This is a genomic window from Ditibartonella apihabitans, assembly GCF_002007485.1.
GTDB lineage: Bacteria > Pseudomonadota > Alphaproteobacteria > Rhizobiales > Rhizobiaceae > Bartonella > Bartonella apihabitans.
Map to the genome: position 1 here is coordinate 1,639,888 of NZ_CP015820.1, position 23,653 is coordinate 1,663,540.

The following is a 23,653-nucleotide window of genomic DNA, read 5'->3' on the forward strand; positions in this document are numbered from 1 at the left end:
AAAATTGAAAATAATAGTTATTTCCTCTCTTTTCTCCTTTATAATTTTACCCGATTTGAACAAACGGACTTGATAGAAGAGAGCCAACCGTCTAACTCAACACTATGGAACATTTTGCCGATTCAGACAGCGCTTTGCCACCTTTGAAAGACCCACAATTTTTAACAGAATTTGTGGCCTTGATGGTTTTGAAACGCGATGTTTTTTCGGAAACGCGGGTTGGCTATTTTGCTGATGATCCGCATAAACGCGTTATCCGCCGCATTGTTACGGCTGCGCCAAAATGGTCTCGCCCGCTTGCCTGGATATTGGCACGAAGAGAAATACGGGCATTAAAGAAGGTGCGCGGGCTTGACGGCGTGCCACAGCTTATTGCGGTTGATAAAGACGGGCTTTATCGCTCGTGGAGTGAAGGAACGCCATTACATCTGGCGCGCCCGAACAAACCCGAATTTTATTTGAGTGCATTCAAAATACTTCGTAATTTGCGCCGCATGGGCATTACCCATAACGATCTTGCAAAGCCGCAAAACTGGCTGATGACAAGCGACGGGAAAGCTTCGATCATTGATTTCCAGTTGGCAAGCGTGCATAAACGCCGAGGTGCTCTCTATCGCTATTTTGCTTATGAAGATTTCCGCCATCTCATAAAACAAAAAAGAAGTTTTGCACCCGAATTACTGACACCGACAGAAAAGCGGATATTGCAAAACCGCTCCTGGCCGTCACGTCTATGGTTAGCGACCGGAAAACGTGTCTATAATTTTATTACCAAAGACATGTTCAAATGGTCGGATGGAGATGGAACAGGTGACCGCGTCCAACATCAGGGACCGGTCATTCGCAATCTTTTGAAAGACAATCCCGATATTGGCGATATTGCCATCGCAACCTATTCGCTTCCGGCGAAGGGTGTAGGGCTTTATGTTTTTGTCGAATCCGACAAACTTGACGAAAAAGCCGTTCGCGACCTTCTGAAAGGACAGAAAATCGAGTCTCTACAAGTTGTGCATCAACTGCCCAAGCGCGAAGACGGCTCCATTCGTGATGACATTATAAAACTCGTTGCCATGAACGAACTCAATGATCTTGTCGCCTTGATCAGACGCGAGCCGAATTTGAAACCGATTGTTGCGCCAATCATAGACAACCGGAAAAATTTGACTGACCGGCGTGTCTATCAATATGAAGCACAGCGCAAAAAAAAGTGATTTTCCGTTCATTTTCGTGTAAAAGCGTCAAGTCTAGCCTAGCAGAAAATATCTTGAACCATTAGATTGGTGATGATGACCGATTTTCCTGACGATATACCGTTTTTTGATGATGAGCCGAAAAAGCCGACGCCGCAATCTTCTGCGCACGATGAAGCTCGTAATGGTCAAACTGGTTTGGCAGAACGCGCCATGGCTGCGCGCCGTAATGCCGATGCTGACGCCGATTATCTTAAAAAACTCAACCCCGAACAACGCCTTGCTGTAACAACAACGGAAGGTCCGGTTCTGGTTCTGGCCGGTGCAGGCACGGGAAAGACGCGGGTTCTGACCACACGCATTGCCCATATTTTGCGGCTTGGCCTTGCTTATCCGAGCCAGATTCTGGCAGTCACATTCACCAATAAAGCCGCGCGTGAAATGAAAAACCGTATTGGTGAACTGGTCGGCGGCGCGGTTGAAGGTATGCCGTGGCTTGGCACTTTCCACGCGATCGGTGTCAAGATTCTTCGTCGTCACGCGGAGCTTGTGGGGCTCAACAGCAATTTCACCATTCTTGATACAGATGATGTAATAAGGCTTATCAAACAGCTCATTCAGGCTGAAGGGCTTGACGACAAAAGATGGCCGGCGCGCACTTTTGCCAATATGATTGACGGGTGGAAAAACCATGGCCTTGCACCCGACCAGATACCGGAAGGTGATGCCCGCTCATTTGGCAATGGCAAAGGGCGCGAGCTTTATCGTGCCTATCAGGAACGTTTACAAACGCTGAATGCCTGTGATTTTGGCGATTTGTTGATGCATCCCATCCATATTTTTCAGAAAAACGCCGATGTTTTGCGCGAATATCATAAAAAATTCCGCTATATTCTGGTCGACGAATATCAGGATACCAATACAGCACAATATTTATGGCTGAGGCTATTGGCACAGCGCCCCGTCGGACAAACTGTCAATCTTTGTTGCGTGGGTGATGACGACCAGTCAATTTACGGCTGGCGCGGTGCCGAAATTGATAATATTTTGCGTTTTGAAAAAGATTTTCCCGGTGCCACTGTCATTCGTCTTGAACGCAATTACCGCTCGACTTCGCATATTCTGGGAGCTGCATCCTATCTCATTGCCCATAATGAAGGCCGGTTGGGTAAAACGCTTTTTACCGATAGCAAAACGGAAAATGACCAGAAGGTCAAAGTCCATGCTGCCTGGGATTCGGAAGAAGAAGCGCGCGCTATTGGTGAAGAAATCGAGCAATTACAACATCATGGCCTAGCTTTGAACGACATTGCCATTCTTGTTCGCGCCTCCTTCCAGATGCGTGAATTTGAAGACCGGTTTGTCACATTAGGGCTTAATTATCGCGTTATCGGTGGCCCGCGTTTTTATGAGCGGCAAGAAATTCGCGACGCGCTCGCCTATTTCCGTGTTGTTACACAACCCGCCGATGATCTTGCATTCGAGCGTATTATCAACACGCCCAAACGTGGCCTTGGCGAAGCAACCGTTCGTCAAATTCATGATACAGCTCGTGCCCGCAATGAGCCTATGCTCAAAGCCTCTCAGGAAATGGTAGAAACCGACGAATTGAAGCCCAAGGCCAGAAGTTCTTTGAGAAAACTCGTCGAAGATTTCCGCCGTTGGCAGAATATGCTTGATAATACTCCCCATACCGAACTTGCAGAAATTATTCTGGATGAATCCGGCTATACCGCCATGTGGCAGGCTGATCGTTCTGCCGAAGCTCCGGGGCGTCTTGAAAACCTGAAAGAGCTTATCCATTCCATGGAAGATTTCGAGAGTTTGAGAAGTTTTCTTGAACATGTTTCGCTGGTTATGGATACAGAAAAGAACGAAGATATGGATGCGGTCAATATCATGACACTGCATTCGGCCAAGGGGCTGGAATTCAACACCGTATTCTTGCCCGGTTGGGAAGAAGGGCTGTTTCCCCATCAACGTTCACTTGATGAAGGCGGGCGTGCGGGACTTGAAGAAGAGCGGCGCCTCGCTTATGTCGGGCTTACCCGTGCAAAGGAAAATCTGCATATCTGGTTTGTCTCGAACCGGCGCATTCACGGGTTGTGGCAATCAACCATTCCGTCGCGTTTTCTTGATGAACTGCCTAATGAACATGTTGAAGTTGCAGAAGTAGAAACATCCTATGGCGGTTATGGGCAATCGCGCTTTGATCGACAGGAGCCGTTCCAGAACAATTATTCAACACCTGGCTGGCAGAGAGCCAAAAAGAATGCAACCGAAGCAACGCGCACCAATTGGGGTAACCGCTCGGGCGCCAATGTTGAACGCATCGGTTATGGGGAAGTCGATTCCGGCTATGGTGCAGGACGGGCAGCGCGTTCGAAAACCATAGAAGGCGAACTCATCGCCAAATCCGTTTCCGACAAACCGTCCGAATTCAGCGTGGGCGACAGGGTTTTTCATATCAAATTCGGAAATGGCAATGTCGCAGCAATTGACGGAAACAAACTCACCATTGCTTTTGACAAAGCAGGTGAAAAACGCGTGCTCGACAGTTTTGTCAAAAAAGTCTGAGCATCTTTTGGCTGGCCGCTATCATCTGATTTTGCTGCAACATCCATAAAATTTAAAAAAGGCAGAAAATAAATCAATGTTCTGCCTTTTATTTTATCAAATTACTCAAGTGATTATTTGATGAAATTGTGAATGAGCAGATCGGTTACATCTTTCACACGTCCCTGCATAATCGCCTTGGTACCATAAAGTGCCATTCCGGAAACTTCACCGGCCGTTACCTTTGGCGGCATAACCAGTTCATATCCGCTGGTTTTGACATCAAGAAGTGCCGGACCTTTGGCACTCAAAAAGGCTTTGACAGCGCCTTCGAGTTCTTCCGGCTTGTCAACCTTCCAACCTTTTATGCCAATGGATTCGGCGAGTTTTGCAAAATCCGGATTTTGCAGATCGGTATAATGATCAACCAGTCCTTCAACCTTTTGTTCAAGTTCAACAAAGTTGAGTGAAGAATTGTTGAAAACCACAATCTTGATGTCAACCTTTTCCTGAACAACAGTCAAAAGCTCGCCCATCAACATGGCAAGGCCACCATCGCCCGAAAGAGAGATAACTTGTCTGTCTTTATAGGCTTTTTTGAAACCGATAGCCTGCGGCAAAGCATTTGCCATGGTTCCATGGGAAAGACTTGCAAGGGTTCTTCTCTTGCCATTTGTTTTGAAATGGCGAAGCAACCAGACCATTGGCGAACCGCAGTCACCTGTAACCAGCGCATCATCATCGGCATATTGATTGATAAGCGAAACGAGATATTGCGGATGAATAATCGATTTTGAAACAGAGGTTTCCTTCGCTTCGGCTTTTTCGGCCTCGACTTTGGTTTTCAAACACTGGTCGAGAAAACCGGTATCTTTCTTTTCGTCAACATATTTCAAAAGTGCTGCCGCTGTCGATTTGACATCCCCGATCAACCCCATATTGACGGGATGACGGCGCCCCAGATGGGTTCCATCCTCATCCACCTGAATAATCGTCGCTTTGTCCGGATAAAATTGAGTATAAGCGAAATCGGTACCAAGCAGAAGCAAAGTATCGCAATGTTCAACCATGTCAAAACCGGGCTTTCCACCCAACATGCCATTCATTCCCATATTATACGGGTTGTCATATTCGATGAAATCTTTCGATTTTGATGAATGCCCGATTGGTGCTTTCAATTTGGCAGCCAAAGCGACTACTTCGTCATGAGCCCCCTTGACACCCGAACCGACATAGATTGCAACTTTTTTGCCCTTGTTCAAATGGGATGCAACTTGTTCAAGTTCGCTATCGGAAGGGCGAATAACCGGATTCGGCCGATGAACGCTATATTGCGTAACATGGCTTACCGTTTGCATGGAAACATTAACCGGCAGAACAATGACAGCAACACCTCTTTTTGTCAGTGCTGCCTGACATGCTTCGACGGTTATGCGTTGGGCTTCCTCCGGGTTCAAAATTTGCTCGCAAAATACCGAGCAATGTGAATAAAGTGCGGGAAAATCGACTTCCTGCGGCCATTCACTGCCGATAACCTCGGTTGAAAGCTGGCTTGCTATAGCCACAACCGGAGCGCGATTGCGATTTGATTCATAAATTCCGTTGATAAGATGCAAGCTCCCCGGCCCGCACGAGCCTGCGCATGCACTCAATTCGCCAGTCAAATAAGCTTCTCCTCCTGCTGCCAAAGCAGCAGCTTCTTCGTGGCGTGTATGGACCCACTCGATTTTCGAGCGATATATCGCATCGGTGATATAGTTGAGTGTATCACCGACAATGCCGTAACAATGTTTCACACCTGCGTTTTGCAGTGTTTCCACGATAATCTCGCCAACACGTTTAGAAGACATTTTCAATTTCCTTTCAAAATTGAAGTACAAAATAACTATTGAGAGAAACAACGAGAAATTGAAAATAAAATTCGTGTTATCACCTGTCTTTGATGATTTTTTTAATCTCAGACCAGCTTTTTCCACTTTGCAATAAATTCTTCAGCCGAGAGTTGTTGCATATCGGGTATAGCTTCATAAAGTGTGTTTAGCGGCCAATTCCACCAGCAAAGGTCGAGAAGCGCCTGAATAATGTAGTCGGGAAATCTCATTCTTATTCGCTTTGCCGGAACACCGCCGACAATCTCGTAAGGAATAACATCTTTGGTAACAACCGCATTGGCACCGATCACCGCACCATGGCCGATGGTAATCCCCGGCATCACCACTGCTCCGTGCCCGATCCAGACATCATGACCCAATGTCACGCGTTTATTATGTCTCCGCTCGCGAAAAGCACTATCCAGTGTCATGAAACGAAAATATTCATTCGGACGGTAAGTCATTTTATGCATGCTTACCCGTTCCATCGGATGTTCAAGAGCATTGAGCCGGACATTCGAAGCAATCGAACAAAAACGGCCGACATCGGTATATATTGCTTCACCATTGCGCTCGAAATAGCTGAAATCTCCAACCGTCACATCACGTAAGAGAACCCGTTCGCCGATTTCGGAAAAACGGCCAAGTTTACAACCGTGGAGTTTGGCTGTTGAATGGATGCGCGGTTCACTATCCTGAAAGCGTTGATCTGTTGGCGATATGCTCATGATAATCTGGTATATTGAATACTGCGTTACCATAAAACGCATAGACTAGAAGTGCAATCCCGACTATTCTCCCCAAGCTTGTCGACAAATATTATTTAAATTCCGCTTTTCATTGCAGTATCGTTTTCATACCGATATATTTTGAAATATCATCTTCAGGGGTCACGCGAGTGGCTTTTATGACGATGCATCAAGCTCAAGGGATTTTGGCAATGACGAGTGAAACCAAAAGTACTGTTTCAAGTGTTTTTTACATTGTTTTATTGGTTGCGGTTTTTATGGCCTTCATATTTGGTTGGCAAACCTTCGTCAGTCCGCCACTGGGTGAGGATTTCAGCCTTACCGATTCCAATGGAAAAACCGTTACGCAGGTTGAACTTCGCGAAAAGCCGTCTGCGATATTTTTCGGTTATACAATGTGTCCGGATATTTGCCCGACAACATTGATGAGTATGACAAATTGGATCAAGGAACTCGGACCGGATGCGGATAAAATCAATATCTGGTTCATCACGGTGGATCCCGAACGGGATACTCCGGAAGTTCTCCATGATTATTTATCGAATTTTACCGACAAGGTTGTCGGCATAAGTGGTGATCCTGCAAAAGTTCACAAACTGGTATCTTCTTTCAATATTGCGGCTGAAAAAGTACCCGGTGAGAATGGCGATTATACTTACGACCACACAGCGGCAATACTTCTTACCAAAAAAGGCGGCCAATTTGCCGGCGTCATCCCTTATAGCGTGGAAGAAAACAGAAATGAATTGAAAGACCAGATTGCTATAGAGCGTCTCAAGAGTCTGGCAAAACAATAAAAGACATAAGGATAAAAATTTTGGGACAGATCCGCCTACATTATAAATCGCCGAAACGCGAAGCCGAAAAACAATATGAACTTCTCGATCACGCCTTCGAAGATGATGCCTTTCCCCTTGCGATAACAGAAATAGATGAAGCCAATGGCATTTATGAAGTTTCACTCTATGTGGATGAAGCTGAAAAGAATTCGGTACTTCCCCGCTTTACGCAAGTTTTAGGCGTCAATGAAAACAAAATAGAAATTGAAATACTTCCGGATATTGACTGGGTAAGCCATAGTCTTGAAGGACTCGGACCCGTGCGCGCAGGACGTTTCTTTGTTCATGGCAGTCATGACCGCGACAAGGTGAAACCGGGTGATCTTGCAATCGAAATCGATGCCGGTCAGGCTTTCGGTACCGGCCACCATGGAACGACAGTCGGCTGCCTTGAACTTATCGCCGACGTTATGGAACATGAAAAACCACAAAATGCACTTGATCTTGGAACGGGGAGCGGAATTCTGGCGATCGGTATTGCTCTGATTGAGCCGATCAGAATTCTGGCAACAGATATTGACCCGATTGCGATCAAAGTTGCAAAAGAAAATTTTGCTCTGAACGGTGTGGCCAAAACAATAACAGCCATCACGGCTACCGGCCTTGATGATGAAGAGATTAAAAAGCGTGTCCCCTTTGATCTCATTGTTGCAAATATTCTCGCAAATCCCTTGATCGAACTTGCGCCACAAATGGTTCCTGCACTTAAAAAAGGCGGTTCCATTGTGCTTTCCGGCATTCTGGAAGAACAGCATGATCGTGTGGTCAAAGCTTTCGAGGCGGAAGGCGCAAAATACATCAAAACCTTGCATCATGAAGGCTGGGTTGCCATTCATTTGAAATAGGGTGACGATCAAATAAAATAGGTGGCCAATAAACGATCGGACATTTGGCCATTTCACAAAAATAACAGGTGATCGAATTGCCCGATCATAGCGATCATAATTCTTTCACCGATTAGACAATCAGAGGCGATTTTATGTTTCAATCATTTGAAATTGCAACAAATCCCGATAACGCAAAGGCTCGTGTTGCGGCGTTACGCAAGGAAATGGAAAAACTCGGGCTTGATGGCTATCTGGTGCCAAGAGCGGACGAACATCAGGGGGAATATGTACCTCCCCACGCGCAGCGGCTGCAATGGCTCACAGGTTTTACCGGCTCGGCCGGCGTTGCACTGATTTTGAAAGATAAAGCAGTTATTTTCGTTGACGGGCGTTACACTTTGCAGGTGCGCAACCAGACAGACGGAAAAATATTCACTTATGCCGATCTTGTTTCCTGCCCGCCTTCGCTTTGGCTTGAACAAAACACCAAAGGTTTGAATATCGGTTTTGATCCATGGCTTCATACTGTCAATGGCGTCAAGGCCCTGAAGCAAGCAGTCGAGGAAAAGGCTCATGGCAAACTTGTCGGTACGGAAAAAAATCTCGTCGATCTCATCTGGCATGACCAACCGGAACCGCCGCTGACGCCGGTCACAATCCAGCCTCTCGACTATGCCGGTGTTCCTGCCGATAAAAAGCTTGAATTGATGGCAGAGAGCTTGAAAAAAGACGGGTGCGATCTGGTATTATTGACAGACCCCTCGTCGATCGCATGGGTTTTCAATATTCGCGGCAATGACGTTTCCAATACACCTTTTTCCTTGTCTTTTGCTATTCTTCGGGCTGAAAGCCGGCCATCTTTATTTATCGACCAGCGCAAACTTGGAGAAAACGAAAAGAAATATCTTGCCCGTTATGTCGACATTTTCGAACCTTCCGCATTGATACCGGAAGTTATCAAAGAAGCGGGGGAAAAATCCTGTTTTTCACTTGATGGGCAACTTTCGGCCGAGAAATTGCGTCAGGTGATTGTCGATCATGGCGGTACAATTAAAGATTTGCGCGATCCGGCACGTTTGCCGCGTGCAATCAAGAACGAGGCGGAACTTAAAGGAAGCCGTCAGGCCCATGCGCGTGATGGTGTGGCTCTCTGCCGCTTTTTCTCGTGGCTTTCACGGCAGAAACCCGCCACAGTGGACGAAATTTCGGCAGCAACGAAACTTGAGAGCTTCCGTGCCGATACTGCCTTGAAGATGGGTTCAAAACTTGAAGATCTGTCATTTGATACAATTTCGGGAAGTGGCAGCGATGGTGCTATCATCCATTATCGGGTTAACACCGCAACTAATCGGCCTCTTAACGAAGGCGAGCTTTATCTCGTCGATTCCGGTGCACAATATCGCGATGGCACAACCGATGTCACCCGCACTGTTGCAATCGGCCACGCAGGTGGGCAAGAAAAACGGTGTTTCACACTCGTTCTTAAAGGAATGATCGATCTTGCCTCGGCGCGTTTTCCGAAAGGTACGCGCGGGCAGGACCTTGATGTTCTGGCGCGCATCGCTTTATGGAAGGCAGGGTTGGATTTTGCCCATGGCACGGGCCACGGCGTCGGTTCCTATCTTGCTGTTCATGAAGGCCCACAAACCATTTCGAAACGTGGCGCACAAGAACTTTTACCCGGAATGATTGTTTCCAACGAACCGGGCTATTATCGCGAAGGCGCATTCGGCATCCGCATTGAAAACCTGCTTGTTGTCAAACCGGCCGAACCGGTCAAGGGTGGCGATAGTGATATGCTCGGTTTCGAAACTCTCACTCTCTGCCCGATTGATCGCAACCTTATTGCAGTTGAAATGCTGACAAATGAGGAACGCGAATGGCTAAACGCCTATCATGCCCGTGTCATGAAAGAAAATGCACCGCACCTTGATGAGGTTGATCGCAAATGGCTTGAGGCAGTAACGCAACCGCTTTAAACAAAAAGAAAAAGAAAAACGCGAAAGAAAAATCTTTCGCGTTTCTTCAAGTGGAAACTTTGCTTTTAGTTTGTCATTTCACAACGATTTTTGCAGCCTTTACCTGTTCGCGGAAGAACACAAACAAACCGCTTCCCACAACCAGAGCAGCACCAACCAGCGTCAATATATCCGGCATATCACCAAAGACAATATAGCCGATGATCACCGACCATACGAGCTGCAAATAGTTGAACGGTTGAACCACTGTAAGCGGTGCAAGGCTTAGCGCTTTGATCATTAAAAAATGCCCGACAACAGAGGTAAAGCACAAAGCCACAAGTATCCATACATAGTGGCTATCCATATGAACCCAGAAGAACGGAAGTCCCAGATTCATAACGACAAGGCCGACAAGCCCGACATAGAAAAACGATGTTTGTGGCTTGTCAATACCACCAACAAGGCGTGTCAATGCCATGTAAAGGGCGAAAAACAACGCCGCAACGAGTGCCCAGATTGCACCGACAGACAACACCCCACTTCCCGGTCGCAGCATAATTAATATGCCGACAAAACCGATAACCAGCGCACTCACTCTTCTCCAGCCAACTTTTTCCTTCAATAGAAATACCGCTATGACCGTACCGAAAAGCGGATAGGACTGGAAAATGGATGTCGCTTCGGCAAGTCCCATGACACGAAAAGCCAAGGCAATGGCAATGAGTTCCAGAAGAAGCAACAAACCACGCAAACACTGGACAATCGGGCGCTTGCTTTTAATATTGGCAATAAGGCCGCCACTTGCCGTTTTTGCCATATAGACACCAGCAAGGAAAAACACCCAATAGCGAACCATAACAATAAAAGTAGCCGGATAGCTATGAACCAGCGTTTTGGTCATGGCATCCTGACAGGCAAAAATAACCGTTGCAGCAAGTGCAAGGCTAATTCCCAAAAAGTAACGAGGCTCTGCCGATGGCGGCATTTTTGCATGAAATTCCGGTGGCGCCGCTTTACGCATTTTCCTCACCAATCAGTTTGAACCACTGATCTTCGTCAATAATTTGCACTCCCAACTCCTGTGCTTTTGTCAATTTTGATCCTGCTCCGGGGCCAGCCACGACAAGATCTGTCTTTTTCGAGACAGATGCCGCAGTTTTTGCCCCTAATCTTTCTGCCATTGCCTTTGCTTCGTCACGGGACATGCGCTCCAGCGAACCGGTAAACACAATTGTTTTGCCCTGTACCGGCGACCCGTCTGTAACCGGCAAGACTTCATCCAAAGGTGTTACCTCGGCAAGCAAAGCTTGCAAAATATTGCGATTATGCTCCTCACCATAAAAATCGACAACAGCTTCGGCAACAATAAAACCTATGCCTTCAATATTGGTGAGCTCATTCCATGCATCATTTCCGCTTTCACCGCTATTTTCTTCCGGATAACGTGCCGCCAAAGCTACCTCTTCGAAAGCTTTATAGTTTTTGTAAGCGCGCGCAAGTCTTCTTGCATTGACTTCGCCAACATGGCGAATACCGAGCGCAAATAAAAACCGGCTTAGCGGTATTTGCCTGCGGGCATTGATTGCATCATAAAGTTTATGAACCGACGTACGCCCGAAACCTTCAATATTTTCGAGCTTGCTCAAAGCTCCCTTCTGGCGTGCTTCAAGAGTAAATATGTCAACGGGGCTGCGGATTGCCAAATTTTCGTCTTTGGCATCGAAGAAAAATTCCACCTGTTTTTCACCAAGTCCCTCTATGTCAAAGGCATTGCGGGAAACAAAATGGCGGATACGTTCCATTGCTTGCGCCGGACAGATGAGACCACCCGTGCAGCGACGAACCGCTTCCCCCTCTTCCCGCACTGCATGGCTTCCGCAAGCCGGACAAATATGGGGAAAAATAAATGGCTCGGCCGTCTTCGGACGGCGTTCCTCGACAATGTCTACAATTTGCGGAATAACGTCACCGGCGCGCTGGATGACAACCGTGTCACCAACACGAATATCCTTTCCGTCACGAATGGTTTCCCCTTTATTGCCAATGCCTTTGATATAGTCCTCATTATGGAGTGTAGCATTGGTAATGACCACACCGCCAACAGTAATCGGTTCAAGGCGGGCAACCGGTGTCAAGGCACCCGTGCGCCCCACCTGAATATCGATTGCTCTAAGAATGGTCATAGCGCGCTCGGCCGGAAATTTATGGGCAATTGCCCATCTTGGCGAACGCGAGATAAAGCCGAGCCGCTGCTGGAGCGCAAGATCGTTAACCTTATAGACAACGCCATCAATATCATAATCAAGATCAGCGCGTTGTTCTTCGATTGCATGAAAATGTTTGAGCAGTCCTTCAGCCGAATGAAAGAGCTTTGTCAACGGATTGACCGTAAAGCCATAAGAGCGGAAAACATCCATCATACCCAATTGCGTATCGGCTGGCATGCGGCTGACTTCGCCCCAGGCATAGGCAAAATATTTGAGTTTACGCCGCGCGGTAATGCTGGCATCAAGTTGGCGGAGCGACCCCGCAGCAGCATTTCTGGGATTGGCAAAAACCTGCTTGTGTTCAGCTTCATGGCGCTCGTTTAGTGCCTGAAAATCGGCGTGCGCCATATAACATTCGCCCCTAACCTCGATAAGATCAGGATAATTGCCTTTCAAAACATGTGGAATATCGGAAATCGTCAACGCATTGGCGGTAACATTTTCACCCACTGTTCCATCCCCGCGGGTTGCTGCTGTTACGAGTTTCCCGTTTTCATATCGTAAAGACAAGGACAAGCCGTCAATCTTCGGCTCGGCGCTGATATCAAGCTCGTCATTATCTTTCAGCCGTAAAAACCGCCGAATACGGTCAACAAAATCATAGACATCCTGATCGGAAAAAGCATTATCAAGCGAAAGCATCGGGATGCGATGACGCACTTTTTCAAATTTTTCGGAAACTGTGGCGCCAACTTTGCGGGAAGGCGAATCCGGCCTGATCAATTCCGGAAAACGCTGTTCAATGGCATTGTTGCGCCGGCGGAGCGCATCATATTCGCCATCCGATATTTCCGGCTGATCTTTGGTATTGTAGAGATAGTCATGGTGGGCAATTTCTTTTGCCAGCCGTTCCAATTCCTGTTTTGCCTGTTCGGCCGTGAGATCATCAACTGAAATATCTTGCATCATCGGTTTCCAGAATTCTTAAAAGTGAGCCTGACAATATGATCGTTATCTGTTTTCTATTCCGTGAAAACAAACATTGAATATGGCTCATTTTTAATAAGTGACCATATATTTAGCTGATAAAACAGGAAAGAACCACAGCCAAGCGCCGGTCAGACACTTTTATTTTATAATTCACAACTCTGCTTCACGTTTTCTACACGATAGCTACTTTTTCCGATTTATTTCACTCTACGGCTGGGTGAATAAGCCGCTTTGCTGTTTAAAATAAAACAACTTCAGGACATAAAATTGTCTCCGGAAACAAGCCCTTTTTATTCATATCCTGAATTGAAGTATTTCATAAAACCACACGTCCCACAAAAGTGATTATTCTTAACAAGGGCGAATATTGTCGAATAATCAACGGAGATCCCATCTCTTGAATGGCATTGCGGTTTTCCCGGTTTTCATCAGCACACGCAATCGTGCCAATCGATATTTCGGCTTTTCCGAACCGATGCTGCAACTTTATTTTTCAAGAGGATATAGCCGCTTGATTGTGACTGATTGAACGGTTTTTCGAAAATAGTTTTCGAGATTTTTCAGGCTTGTTACGCCGTTGCTTTTAGATCCCATTTCACTATTTTGCGTTCAGCAGTTTTAATGCCGCCGCACGAGCCTCGTCAGTAATATGTTCGCCTGCAAGCATGCGTGCAATTTCCTCGGCGCGCTCATTGATATCGAGTTTATGAACACGCGTAATCAGGCGGTCACCATCCCCATGTTCAGATTTGGATATCAGGAAGTGGCTGTCGGCACGGGCAGCCACTTGTGGTGCGTGCGTTACAGAAAGCACTTGTACACCTTTGGCAAGTCTGGATAGCCTCTGCCCGATAGCATCGGCAACTGCACCGCCAACACCTGTATCGATTTCATCAAAAACCAGTGTCGGAGCAGAACCGCGATCGGCAAGAGCCACTTTCAAAGCCAAAAGAAAACGCGACAATTCACCGCCCGAGGCCACTTTCATCATCGGGCCAGCACGTGTTCCGGGATTTGTGCGCACCCAATATTCAACCCTGTCTATTCCTTCCGGCGTACGTTCTTCTTTGTTGCTTTCGATATTGACAATAAATTCCGCCCGTTCAAGCTTCAGGGCTGGCAACTCGGCCATGACGGCTTTTGTCAATTCTTTCGCCCGTTCATGCCGTTTTTGCGAAAGTTGTTCGGCCGCCTTATCATAATCTTCAAGGGCTGCAGCAACTTCTTTTTCAAGTTTTCCGACGGTTTCCTCGCTCTCATCAAGATCTTTCAAATCCTGATCCATCTTGTCGCGCAACTCCGACAGGTTGTCAGCAGGAACATTATATTTCCGTGCAGCGGCACGCAAAGCAAACAGGCGTTCTTCGACATTGCTTAATTCTTGCGGGTCAAAATCAAGCGCACGCATGGCCGCATCAACGCTATCCTGTGCAAGTCCCAAAGCTTCAAGCGCATTATCGATTGAATCGACGATCGGTTTGACAAGCTCTTCCGCTTCAGAAATTTTTCGTTCGAGCCGCCGGACAAGATTAGCCAAAACCGGAATCGGTGATTGTGCCCCGTTCAACATATCTCCGGCCTCATTGATGTCGCCTGCAATTTTTTCGGCTTTCATCATATCGGTACGCCGGATTGCCAAGCTCTCTTCTTCGCCTGCCTCGGGGCCGAGCTTATCCAGTTCTTCAACAGAGGAACGCAAATAGTCTGCCTCGCGCAAAGCTTCCGCAACTTTTTCGCGATGTTTCTTCAACGTTGTTTCGAGATTATGCCAGTGGCGATAACTCTCGCTCACCGCCTTGAGGTCTTCATCCACACGTCCATAGGCATCAAGAAGATCACGATGGGAGGCAATATCGACAAGCGCCCGATCGGCATGTTGTCCATGAATTTCGACAAGCTCATGACCAACTTCACGCATCAAAGAGACACTTGCCGCCTGATCATTAATGAAGACTCGCGAACGACCATCGGAGGACTGGATGCGACGAAGGATGATATCGCCTTCGTCATCAAGGCCATTTACTTTGATAAGTTTTCTGGCCGGATGGTCGATCGGCACATCAAAAACGGCCGTCACCTGCCCGCTTTCGGCCCCATGACGCACGAGGGAAGCGTCCCCGCGCCCCCCGAGCGCCAAAGACAAAGAGTCAAGCAGAATAGACTTGCCAGCACCGGTTTCACCGGTAAGCACCGACAGGCCCGCGTCAAAGTTGATATCGAGCCTTTCGATCAGAACTATGTCGCGGATCGAAAGCTGTACAAGCATCTATGATCAGGAACCTTTTTTCAGCCCGGTTTTATTCAACGCACGGGATATCCACGAGGCTTTGTTTTCTTGAGGTGCTACCCCACCCTTTTGCAGCAGGTTGAAAGCGTCCTTATACCATTTGCTTTCCGGATAGTTTTGCCCAAGAACAGCTGCCGCCGTTTGCGCTTCCGAGGTCAGACCCAAAGCATAGTTTGCTTCTGTCAAACGATAGAGTGCTTCCTCGATCTGGTTGGTATTGGAATATTCTTCAACAACGGTGCGATAACGCTTGATAGCCGAAAGATATTGTTTGCGTTCCTGATAATAACGGCCGATCTGCATTTCTTTACCGGCAAGTTGTTCACGCCCGAAACGTATCTTGGTTTTGGCATCATCGACATATTCCGAATTAGGATAGCGGTCGACAACTTCCTGCATAGCAGCAATTGCGCGTTTGGTATCTTTCTGGTCACGCGTAATATCGGGAATCTGCCGGAAATATGAAAGGCCGATAATGTAATAAGCGTAAGCGGCTTCCTCGGATGTCGGATAAAGAGCAATATAGCGCTTGGCCATATTGACCGCTTCGTCGTAATTGCCCTTGCGGTAATTGGTGAAAGCTCCCATAACAAGAGACTTGCGTGCCCATTCGGTGTAAGGATGCTGACGATCAACCGCCTCGAATTTTTTGGCAGCTTCGCTTAAACGACCGGCATCCAGATTAGCCAGAGCCTGATTATAAAGAACGTCCGGCGGGTCGATTTTATCGACATAGGATGTCAGATCGACATCCTTGTCTTTTTTCGAACAACCGGCTGTCAGGCATACGCTGCCAAGCATCAGCCCGATAATGACTTTACGCAAGATAGTGGATTTTTTTGCTCCAGCATCCATAAAACACGAATTCAACTTCGTCATGCTCTCTCCGGCCTTCCGGCATACCCTTGTTTATCGAAACCCTAAAGACATCACCCAGCGCTTGATCAAGACCGAATAGAAGTCATGGGAGGTTATTATCGGCATTATCAACCTATAACATTAATATTGAATTAGCCGATTTTTACTCAATCGGTCAATCATTCCTTATAGACTGAATTATGACAAATCCCTGAAAAGAACAGTTATTACAATCGAATTTATTAAAATTCTTTTGTATCGAATGCAGTTTTGTCTTCAAGAAGTGCTTTTACAAGCCTTGCATTCAAGGCATGTCCACCACGAAATGACCTGAAAAGGCCGATAACAGGCGAACCGGTCATTGCTGTATCACCAATCGCATCCAATAATTTATGGCGGACAAATTCATTTTCATAATGAAGACCGTCCGGATTAACGACATTGTCATCAAAACCGATCACAATCGAATTTTCCAAAGACGAGCCGAGAGCCATACCGGCGGCCCAAAGTGTTTCAACATCCTTCAGGAAGCCAAAGGTGCGCGCTCTGGAAATTTCTTTTTTGAATTCTTCCGGTTTGCAATCAAAAACAATTGAACTTTTGCCGATAATCGGGCTTGAAAATTCTATCGAAACGTCAAATCGCCTACCATCAAACGGCTCGAACTCGGCAAAACCGTTTTTCGATTCGACCCTGACCTTTTTCTTGATGAGGATAAATTTGCGTTTAACGTTTTGATTAACAATTCCCGCTTTATCGAAAGCCTCGCAATATGTCCATGAACCGCCATCAAGTATGGGTAATTCGTTATTTGAAACTTCAATGACAAGGTTATCAAGATTATAAGCATTGATTGCAGCCATCAAATGTTCGATCGTCTCGACACGGACTGCTCCCGTACCCAAAGTTGTCGAAAGGTCGGTTTTACCGGTTTCTTCAGAAACAGCACGGAAGCGCTTTTTTTCGCCCGAGGGTAAAACTCTTACAAATACGATCCCCGTTCCTGCTTCTGCAGGGTTGATCGTGAGGGTTGAAGGGAGACCACTGTGAACACCATACCCGCTTAATGTGACCGCTTTTGCCAATGTTGATTGGAAATGATGGTCAGGACCGGACTTTGAATGTTTACCAACCATAGTTGAAAGAATTTCCCTTCCTCAATTTTAAAAAACTTTTCTTCACATAGCACTAATAACGATAATCTTCGACAAGGAATTTTATCAATTCCGTTGAAGCAAACCACCATTGCTCGCAATTTCTAACTTTGACGGTTAATTTCCCAAATGTCATACACGATTTTCTTTAACATCATAACCGTCTTCACGTCTCGTCTTCGATCAAATTTTGCTTGTCACTCACTCCTGCCCGAAGAAGCCTCCGGAATTTATTTCCCGTTCAATATTGTTCGTTATCAATATTTTCACAAAAATAGTTTTATCGAGCCGCTATTTCGCTGTTCCTCAACTTCGCATCATGGCAAGATTTTAGTGTTCGCAGTTTTCGAACCGACATAAGATATTGGAAGTAGACGGAAGTCCCTCTCTTGTTTTCATTCTTTTTCACAAAAGGGCGCCTTGAACATTGTTTTTCACCAAAAACACAAGCCGCTTTTTCAAACGTGCTCAGATTTATAAAACAGATCAGAAAAATTCAGTCTTGGTTTTAAGTTTTTACCGCGCTCCGCAATGGGAATAGCAATTGTTTTAGCCATATGCAGCGCCAATCACCCAGATTTCTGCAACGCCAATTGCCCACTCTTCTTCAAAAGCCAATTGCACAAACTTCTTCAACGCCGATCACTCACTCTCCTTGAGCGCAAATTGCCCACAGCTCGTTCATAGGCTTTTGACGTTCGTAGGCAAAAATGACATCCCTCGTTACGCCACTTTCGCCGTTTTCATTTTCGCAGAGCCGGATTGTGGTGCAAGAAGCAAACCGCATATACAAAAAAGCCGCTGTTTTAAAAAACAGCGGCAGTTTTGAGAAGGTTTTTGGGGCTTTTATAGTGTCGGCCTCTCGAACAGGAGCCGACTTATTGTTACCTTCGGATTCAGTTTGCCTGACGGCGAAGGAAAGCCGGAATCTCCAACTGGTCTTCTTCGCTGACCGGCTGGCGTTGTTGTGGTTGCTGACGTGGTTGAGGTTCAGCAGACGGTTGCCGCCGAGGAGCATAAACTGCAGCATCGGATGACAATTGACGGCGTGGTTCCTGATTTGGCAGAACCGGCTCGCGATTTTGTTTATGGGCAGGCTCTAAACGGGCTGTCGGCTCCTCATCGCGGTGAATCAAACTCTGCGTCAATTTTTGCCAAAGACTGCGTGGTCCCTGCTGAGCTTGTTGGTGATGAGCGGCTGCATTGGCTTTTTCGCGGGCAACAGACGGAAAATCACGCAGTTCAGGCATTCTGACCGGTGCCGGACGCTGTTGGGGTGCTGCCTGTTTTTCGCGCATTGCCGGTACTTCGGTCATCTCGTCAAGTACGCGGGCTGTTGCTTCCATATTTACCGGAGCTTGCTCACGCGGTTGAGACATACGCGGAGCCTGCATACGCGGTGTTTGCGGCATTTGCTGTGCCTGTGCATGAACCGTTGGCGCAGCCTGAATTTGCGGATTGGCGCGTTGCGGAATAACACCAGCGCTCGAGGAAGGAACTTTAAAAATTTCGCTCTGAGGACGGAATGGTTCCTCGACAGGCCTGTTCATTTCCAGTTCCAAAGCTTCCATAACCTCGACCATCGGCTGCGGTTTTGCTTCCGAAAGTTGAGCTTTCGGGCCAGCCTGTGGAATTGCATTATTCTCGAGCTTGCGAGCAGGGCCTGACACCTGATTTCCCTGCCCGTCTGTATCAGCGCCTTCGACGCTTGCACGGTCGATACCGGTTGCAACAACCGAAACACGGATGACACCTTCAAGCGATTCGTCATCAATCGCACCGAAGATCACATTTGCATCGGCATCGACTTCTTCACGGATACGATTGGCTGCTTCGTCAACCTCGAACAATGTGAGGTCACGTCCACCGGTGATCGAAATCAACAAGCCGCGAGCACCGCGCATTGACGTTTCGTCAAGTAGCGGATTGGCGATCGCTGCTTCTGCAGCTGCAAGAGCACGGTTTTCACCGGAAGCTTCGCCGGTTCCCATCATGGCGCGGCCCATTTCATGCATAACCGAACGCACATCGGCAAAATCAAGATTGATAAGGCCTTCTTTGATCATCAGATCGGTGATCGAGGCAACACCGGAATAAAGCACCTGATCGGCCATCATGAACGCATCGGCAAAAGTGGTTTGTTCATTGGCAATGCGGAACAGGTTCTGGTTAGGAATAACAATCAGCGTATCAACGCATTTTTGCAATTCTTCAATACCGGCTTCGGCTGTTTTCATGCGGCGTGCACCTTCGAAATGGAAGGGCTTGGTAACAACACCGACCGTCAAAATACCTTTTTCTCTGGCTGCACGGGCAACCACTGGTGCAGCACCGGTACCGGTACCGCCCCCCATACCACAGGTAATGAAAACCATGTGGGAGTTACCGAGATGATCGACAATTTCATCAAGGCATTCTTCTGCTGCAGCCTGCCCGACTTCGGGAAGTGCGCCGGCACCAAGACCTTCGGTCACGGCCGCACCAAGTTGGATAACACGATCTGCCTTCGACATAGTCAATGCCTGGGCGTCCGTATTCGCGACAACAAAATCAACGCCCTGTAAGCCGGCATTGATCATATTATTGACAGCGTTACCGCCGCCACCGCCCACACCGAAAACAGTGATGCGTGGCTTCAATTCTGTAATATCTGGCCCGTGCAGATTGATTGTCATTGTCTTTTCCTTCTCAATAAGTACACCGCAAAGCCCTTAGCGGTAGAATTAGAAATATCACTCAACAACTCAAAAACTCTCGCGCAGCCATTGGCCTACGCGTTGAAAACGTCCCCCCGTACCAGTCTTGAGTTGACCGATCGTATGAACGATTTTCTCTTCGAAACTCGCCGTCTGCGGATAGATCATCAAACCGACAACCGCAGAAAACGCCGCTCCCTTAGCCAGAGTTGGCAACCCCGAAACTCCAAGCGGGCGACCGACCCTTACATTACGTCCCAATATCTTGCGTGCTGTCTCGGGCAAGCCGGTAAGCTGGCTCCCTCCACCTGTCAGCACAATACGTTTTCCGATAACATGGCCAAATCCGGAACGATTGAGCCTGTCACGTACCATTTCAAGAATTTCTTCCACACGTGCCTGAATAATGCGTGTCAAAACAGCACGTGGATATTGCATTTCGCTTCGCTCGTCCGCGATCGGTGAAATGCTGATCATATGTCTATCATCGACGCCACCGGGGAGTGTTGACCCATGCATAACTTTCAGTCTTTCGGCGTCTTCCAGAGGCATCGAAAAACCACGTGCTATATCAAGCGTGACATGGTTGCCACCAACAGGAATAGCATCAGCATGAACAAAATGATTATCGGAAAAAACCGAAAATGTAGTTGTGCCGCCGCCAATATCGATGCAGGCAGCTCCCAAACGCGCTTCATCATCGACAAGCACTGCAAGACCGCTTGCAAATGGTGTTGCAACCATTGCTTCCACACTGATATGAGCGCGATTGATACAGGCTTCAAGATTTCGCAATGGTACAGTTTCTGCCGTTAAAACATGAACATCCACACCAAGCAGATTACCTGTCATTCCTATTGGATCCGAAATCCCCTTTTCACTATCAAGCGAATAGCTGAGCGGGACGGAATGGACAATGTGGCGATCAAGTGCAAATGCTTTTCTTGATGCACTGGCAAGAACCGAGCGAACATCACGTGAAGAGACTTCACGCCCGCTCACATCATATTCGCCATGAACAACAACACTTCTCAAGCGGGCAGACGAAAAATTGACGATTAATGAATCGACAATCAAACCTGCCATTTTTTCTGCTGCATCGACTGCGAGGCGAACAGATTGTTCTGCCGCCGCCATATCCATAACAACGCCGGATTTGATCCCGCGGGAACGTTGCACACCAAAGCCCAAAATTTCAATATGGTGCGTACGACCGGGCAAATATTGCATATGATCAAAAGGACGCAAACGCGCAATGACGCAAACAACTTTGCTTGAACCCATATCAAGCACTGTCAACAGACGGGTCTTACGCAATCCGTTATGTCCTGAGCCGAGCAGATTCATGCGTGACCTGCCTTCCGAGCCTTCAAATGACGCTCTTCTTCTTTAACAACGTTATTACGCCGCTCCAATGCCTCATCCGACAATGCAACAGTAATACGATCAGGAAGCCGTAAATCAACACTCAAAACGTCGCGACTAAAAAGCCCTTGCTCTTTATCGGCCTTGACTGCATCCGCAAGTCTCGCAATAGCATCCGTTTCCGGCAATTTGATACGAACGCCATTATCAAGCAGAACATCCCAACGCCGGTCACCCACACGTACATAAGCCCGTACATGTTCTTTAATTTCCGGAAAAGCGGCTACTTCATGCACAAAATCGGATGCCTTTTTATCGGCACCGATACCGACAACAAGCGGCAAATCACCCGCAAGGCCCGGTTTGAACGGCACGATCACCCGCCCTGCGTCATCAATAATATCAAGATTATCGCCATGCTGCCAAACTGCATAAGGCTGCCGCTCGACAAGCGAAACACGAACACGATCCGGATAGATCTTTTGAACGTCGACCGATTGTATCCATGGAAGTTGTGCAAGCGCCTCACGCGCTTTGACTGCATCAAAACCGATCATCGAGGTTTCGCCATCAAGACCGAGAGCCGAAAGAACATCAAGTTCCGACATGCGGTTATTACCGGCAATTTCTACATCTTCGACTGCAAAACCGAATGTCGATGTTGTGGCTTTTACAACATCATCGGTGTGGCCACCTGCCGAAATGCCATAGCAAGCTGCTGCACCAAAAAAGAGGACGACTGCAAACGCGCCAAAATGGCGTGGCAGCTCGATGTCAGCCTGAACAATTTGAGAGACAGTACGCCGCAACCGCCGGTAAAGGCGGGGCAATATCGACATCGCAAGTGTCGAAAAACCGTCCTCTTGTTGACCGTTCAACGCATACACGACGCGTCCTCCAACATCCACTTTACAAGATCGCCAAACGAGCGACCCGCCACTTTCGCCATGTCCGGTACAAGAGAGGTGGGTGTCATACCCGGTTGTGTGTTGATTTCCAACCAGACCAACTCACCTTTCTCCTCGTCAAAACGAAAATCCGAGCGGCTAACACCTCTGCACCCGAGTGCCTGATGTGCTGCCACAGACATCCTTTGCACATTTTGGTAAATATTTGGTGAAAGTGGTGCAGGACAAACGTGTTTTGATCCGCCCGGCTTATATTTTGATTGAAAATCGTAAAATTGAAATTCTTTGTCCGGCACAATCTCGCAAACTTCCAACGCTTCTCCACCCAAAACAGCGCAGGTCAGCTCCCTTCCCGCAACATATTTTTCTACGATGACATCATCGCCATAGTGCCAGGATGATCCGGTAATTTCGGATGGCGGTGTATTTTGACCGGCCTTGACGATAACCACGCCAAAGCTCGACCCTTCATAAACCGGCTTGATAACATAAGGAGGCTCGATCGGATGGATTTTTCCAATCTCGAAACGGTTCATCACGCGCGACGGCGCAACCTTTACACCATTTGCTGCCGCAACGATTTTTGCCCGCCCCTTATCCATAGCAAGAGCGGACGCCAAAACACCCGAATGGGTGTAAGGAATTTGCAAAAATTCCAATATGCCCTGAATACGGCCATCTTCACCAAAAATACCATGTAAAGCATTGAACGCAATATCAGGCTTTAATTCCGACAGTCTGGACGCAACATCGCGCCCGACATCAACTTTTGTGACTTTATAACCGAGATTTTCAATGGCCTCTGCACATGCCGTTCCCGAAGACAGACTTATCGGGCGCTCGGAAGAAAAACCACCCATCAATACGGCAACATGCTTTTTCGCCATTACGAAAAAACTCCCTCAGAAACCACTAAATATAGACCCCATCTAAACAACCGATACTATCGGTCGTCTGAAAATCCAAATCATCCTTGCGAATCAATGGACTAGCATTAACCATAATGAATCAGAATCATCCCATTCTGACAACCCCCGCATCATGCAAGATGCTGATTCGAAAGGCGAAATTCCTTTCATCCCTTTGAAATGACTCATAGATTTTTTTCAGTTTTTTTTCATTATCTGTCATTTTATCCGTGGGCATAATCCGTTCTTTCGAAAAACGGCAATTGCAGGCCCCCTCGCACACCGAG

At 47.3% G+C, this 23,653-nt stretch carries 16 protein-coding genes; 5 read left to right on the forward strand and 11 right to left on the reverse strand.

The features are described from left to right. Positions 1-104 precede the first annotated feature (104 nt). Together BBC0178_RS07445 and BBC0178_RS07450 are read left to right on the forward strand one after the other, a co-directional pair. A complete protein-coding gene (locus BBC0178_RS07445) occupies positions 105-1,211 on the forward strand; it encodes a serine/threonine protein kinase (protein ID WP_078039694.1) in 1,107 nt (368 codons plus the stop codon). Positions 1,212-1,286: 75 nt separating this feature from the next. Further along, on the forward strand, positions 1,287-3,767 hold the full coding sequence (locus BBC0178_RS07450) for an ATP-dependent helicase (RefSeq protein ID WP_078040407.1): 2,481 nt from the start codon (positions 1,287-1,289) through the stop codon (positions 3,765-3,767). Between the two features lie 113 nt (positions 3,768-3,880). Here BBC0178_RS07450 and BBC0178_RS07455 read toward each other — a convergent pair whose 3' ends face one another. Both BBC0178_RS07455 and BBC0178_RS07460 read right to left on the reverse strand, forming a co-directional pair. Beyond that, positions 3,881-5,596 (reverse strand): thiamine pyrophosphate-dependent enzyme, encoded by a 1,716-nt coding sequence (locus BBC0178_RS07455; RefSeq protein WP_078039695.1) that lies wholly within the window; start codon positions 5,594-5,596, stop codon positions 3,881-3,883. A 107-nt stretch (positions 5,597-5,703) separates the two neighbouring features. Beyond that, positions 5,704-6,345, reverse strand: coding sequence for a DapH/DapD/GlmU-related protein (locus BBC0178_RS07460; RefSeq protein ID WP_077973574.1), 642 nt, complete (start codon positions 6,343-6,345; stop codon positions 5,704-5,706). 212 nt (positions 6,346-6,557) lie between these two features. Here BBC0178_RS07460 and BBC0178_RS07465 point away from each other — a divergent pair, with 212 nt between their 5' ends. The 3 genes from BBC0178_RS07465 (at position 6,558) to BBC0178_RS07475 (ending at position 10,011) form a co-directional block, all read left to right on the forward strand. After that, positions 6,558-7,163, forward strand: coding sequence for an SCO family protein (locus tag BBC0178_RS07465; protein ID WP_077973576.1), 606 nt, complete (start codon positions 6,558-6,560; stop codon positions 7,161-7,163). Positions 7,164-7,180: 17 nt separating this feature from the next. Next, entirely contained in the window at positions 7,181-8,050 is an 870-nt protein-coding gene (locus BBC0178_RS07470; protein ID WP_149867445.1) for a 50S ribosomal protein L11 methyltransferase, read from the forward strand. Between the two features lie 134 nt (positions 8,051-8,184). Continuing rightward, a complete protein-coding gene (locus tag BBC0178_RS07475; protein WP_078039697.1) occupies positions 8,185-10,011 on the forward strand; it encodes an aminopeptidase P family protein in 1,827 nt (608 codons plus the stop codon). 73 nt (positions 10,012-10,084) lie between these two features. On the opposite strand, the gene BBC0178_RS07480 is transcribed toward BBC0178_RS07475, so the two are convergent. From BBC0178_RS07480 to BBC0178_RS07520, 9 genes are all read right to left on the reverse strand, one after another. Next, positions 10,085-11,014: a DMT family transporter gene (locus tag BBC0178_RS07480; RefSeq protein ID WP_078039698.1), complete on the reverse strand. Its 930-nt coding sequence runs from the start codon at positions 11,012-11,014 to the stop codon at positions 10,085-10,087. Further along, a complete protein-coding gene (gene ligA, locus BBC0178_RS07485) occupies positions 11,007-13,166 on the reverse strand; it encodes an NAD-dependent DNA ligase LigA (RefSeq protein ID WP_078040408.1) in 2,160 nt (719 codons plus the stop codon). The genes BBC0178_RS07480 and ligA overlap by 8 nt, the downstream gene beginning before the upstream one ends. A 622-nt stretch (positions 13,167-13,788) precedes the next feature. Continuing rightward, on the reverse strand, positions 13,789-15,456 hold the full coding sequence (gene recN, locus BBC0178_RS07490; RefSeq protein ID WP_078039699.1) for a DNA repair protein RecN: 1,668 nt from the start codon (positions 15,454-15,456) through the stop codon (positions 13,789-13,791). A gap of 6 nt (positions 15,457-15,462) precedes the next feature. Then, positions 15,463-16,356 (reverse strand): outer membrane protein assembly factor BamD, encoded by an 894-nt coding sequence (locus BBC0178_RS07495; RefSeq protein ID WP_077971957.1) that lies wholly within the window; start codon positions 16,354-16,356, stop codon positions 15,463-15,465. Between the two features lie 221 nt (positions 16,357-16,577). Next, positions 16,578-17,471 carry a UDP-3-O-acyl-N-acetylglucosamine deacetylase gene (gene lpxC, locus BBC0178_RS07500; RefSeq protein WP_077971958.1) on the reverse strand — a complete coding sequence of 298 codons (894 nt, stop codon included), beginning with the start codon at positions 17,469-17,471 and terminating at the stop codon, positions 16,578-16,580. Between the two features lie 914 nt (positions 17,472-18,385). After that, a complete protein-coding gene (gene ftsZ / locus BBC0178_RS07505; RefSeq protein ID WP_077971959.1) occupies positions 18,386-20,164 on the reverse strand; it encodes a cell division protein FtsZ in 1,779 nt (592 codons plus the stop codon). A 69-nt stretch (positions 20,165-20,233) separates the two neighbouring features. Continuing rightward, positions 20,234-21,532: a cell division protein FtsA gene (gene ftsA / locus BBC0178_RS07510; RefSeq protein WP_077971960.1), complete on the reverse strand. Its 1,299-nt coding sequence runs from the start codon at positions 21,530-21,532 to the stop codon at positions 20,234-20,236. After that, positions 21,529-22,437 carry a cell division protein FtsQ/DivIB gene (locus tag BBC0178_RS07515; RefSeq protein ID WP_077971961.1) on the reverse strand — a complete coding sequence of 303 codons (909 nt, stop codon included), beginning with the start codon at positions 22,435-22,437 and terminating at the stop codon, positions 21,529-21,531. The genes ftsA and BBC0178_RS07515 overlap by 4 nt, the downstream gene beginning before the upstream one ends. After that, on the reverse strand, positions 22,425-23,345 hold the full coding sequence (locus BBC0178_RS07520) for a D-alanine--D-alanine ligase (RefSeq protein ID WP_077971963.1): 921 nt from the start codon (positions 23,343-23,345) through the stop codon (positions 22,425-22,427). Before BBC0178_RS07520 ends, BBC0178_RS07515 begins: the two co-directional genes overlap by 13 nt. Positions 23,346-23,653 lie beyond the last annotated feature (308 nt).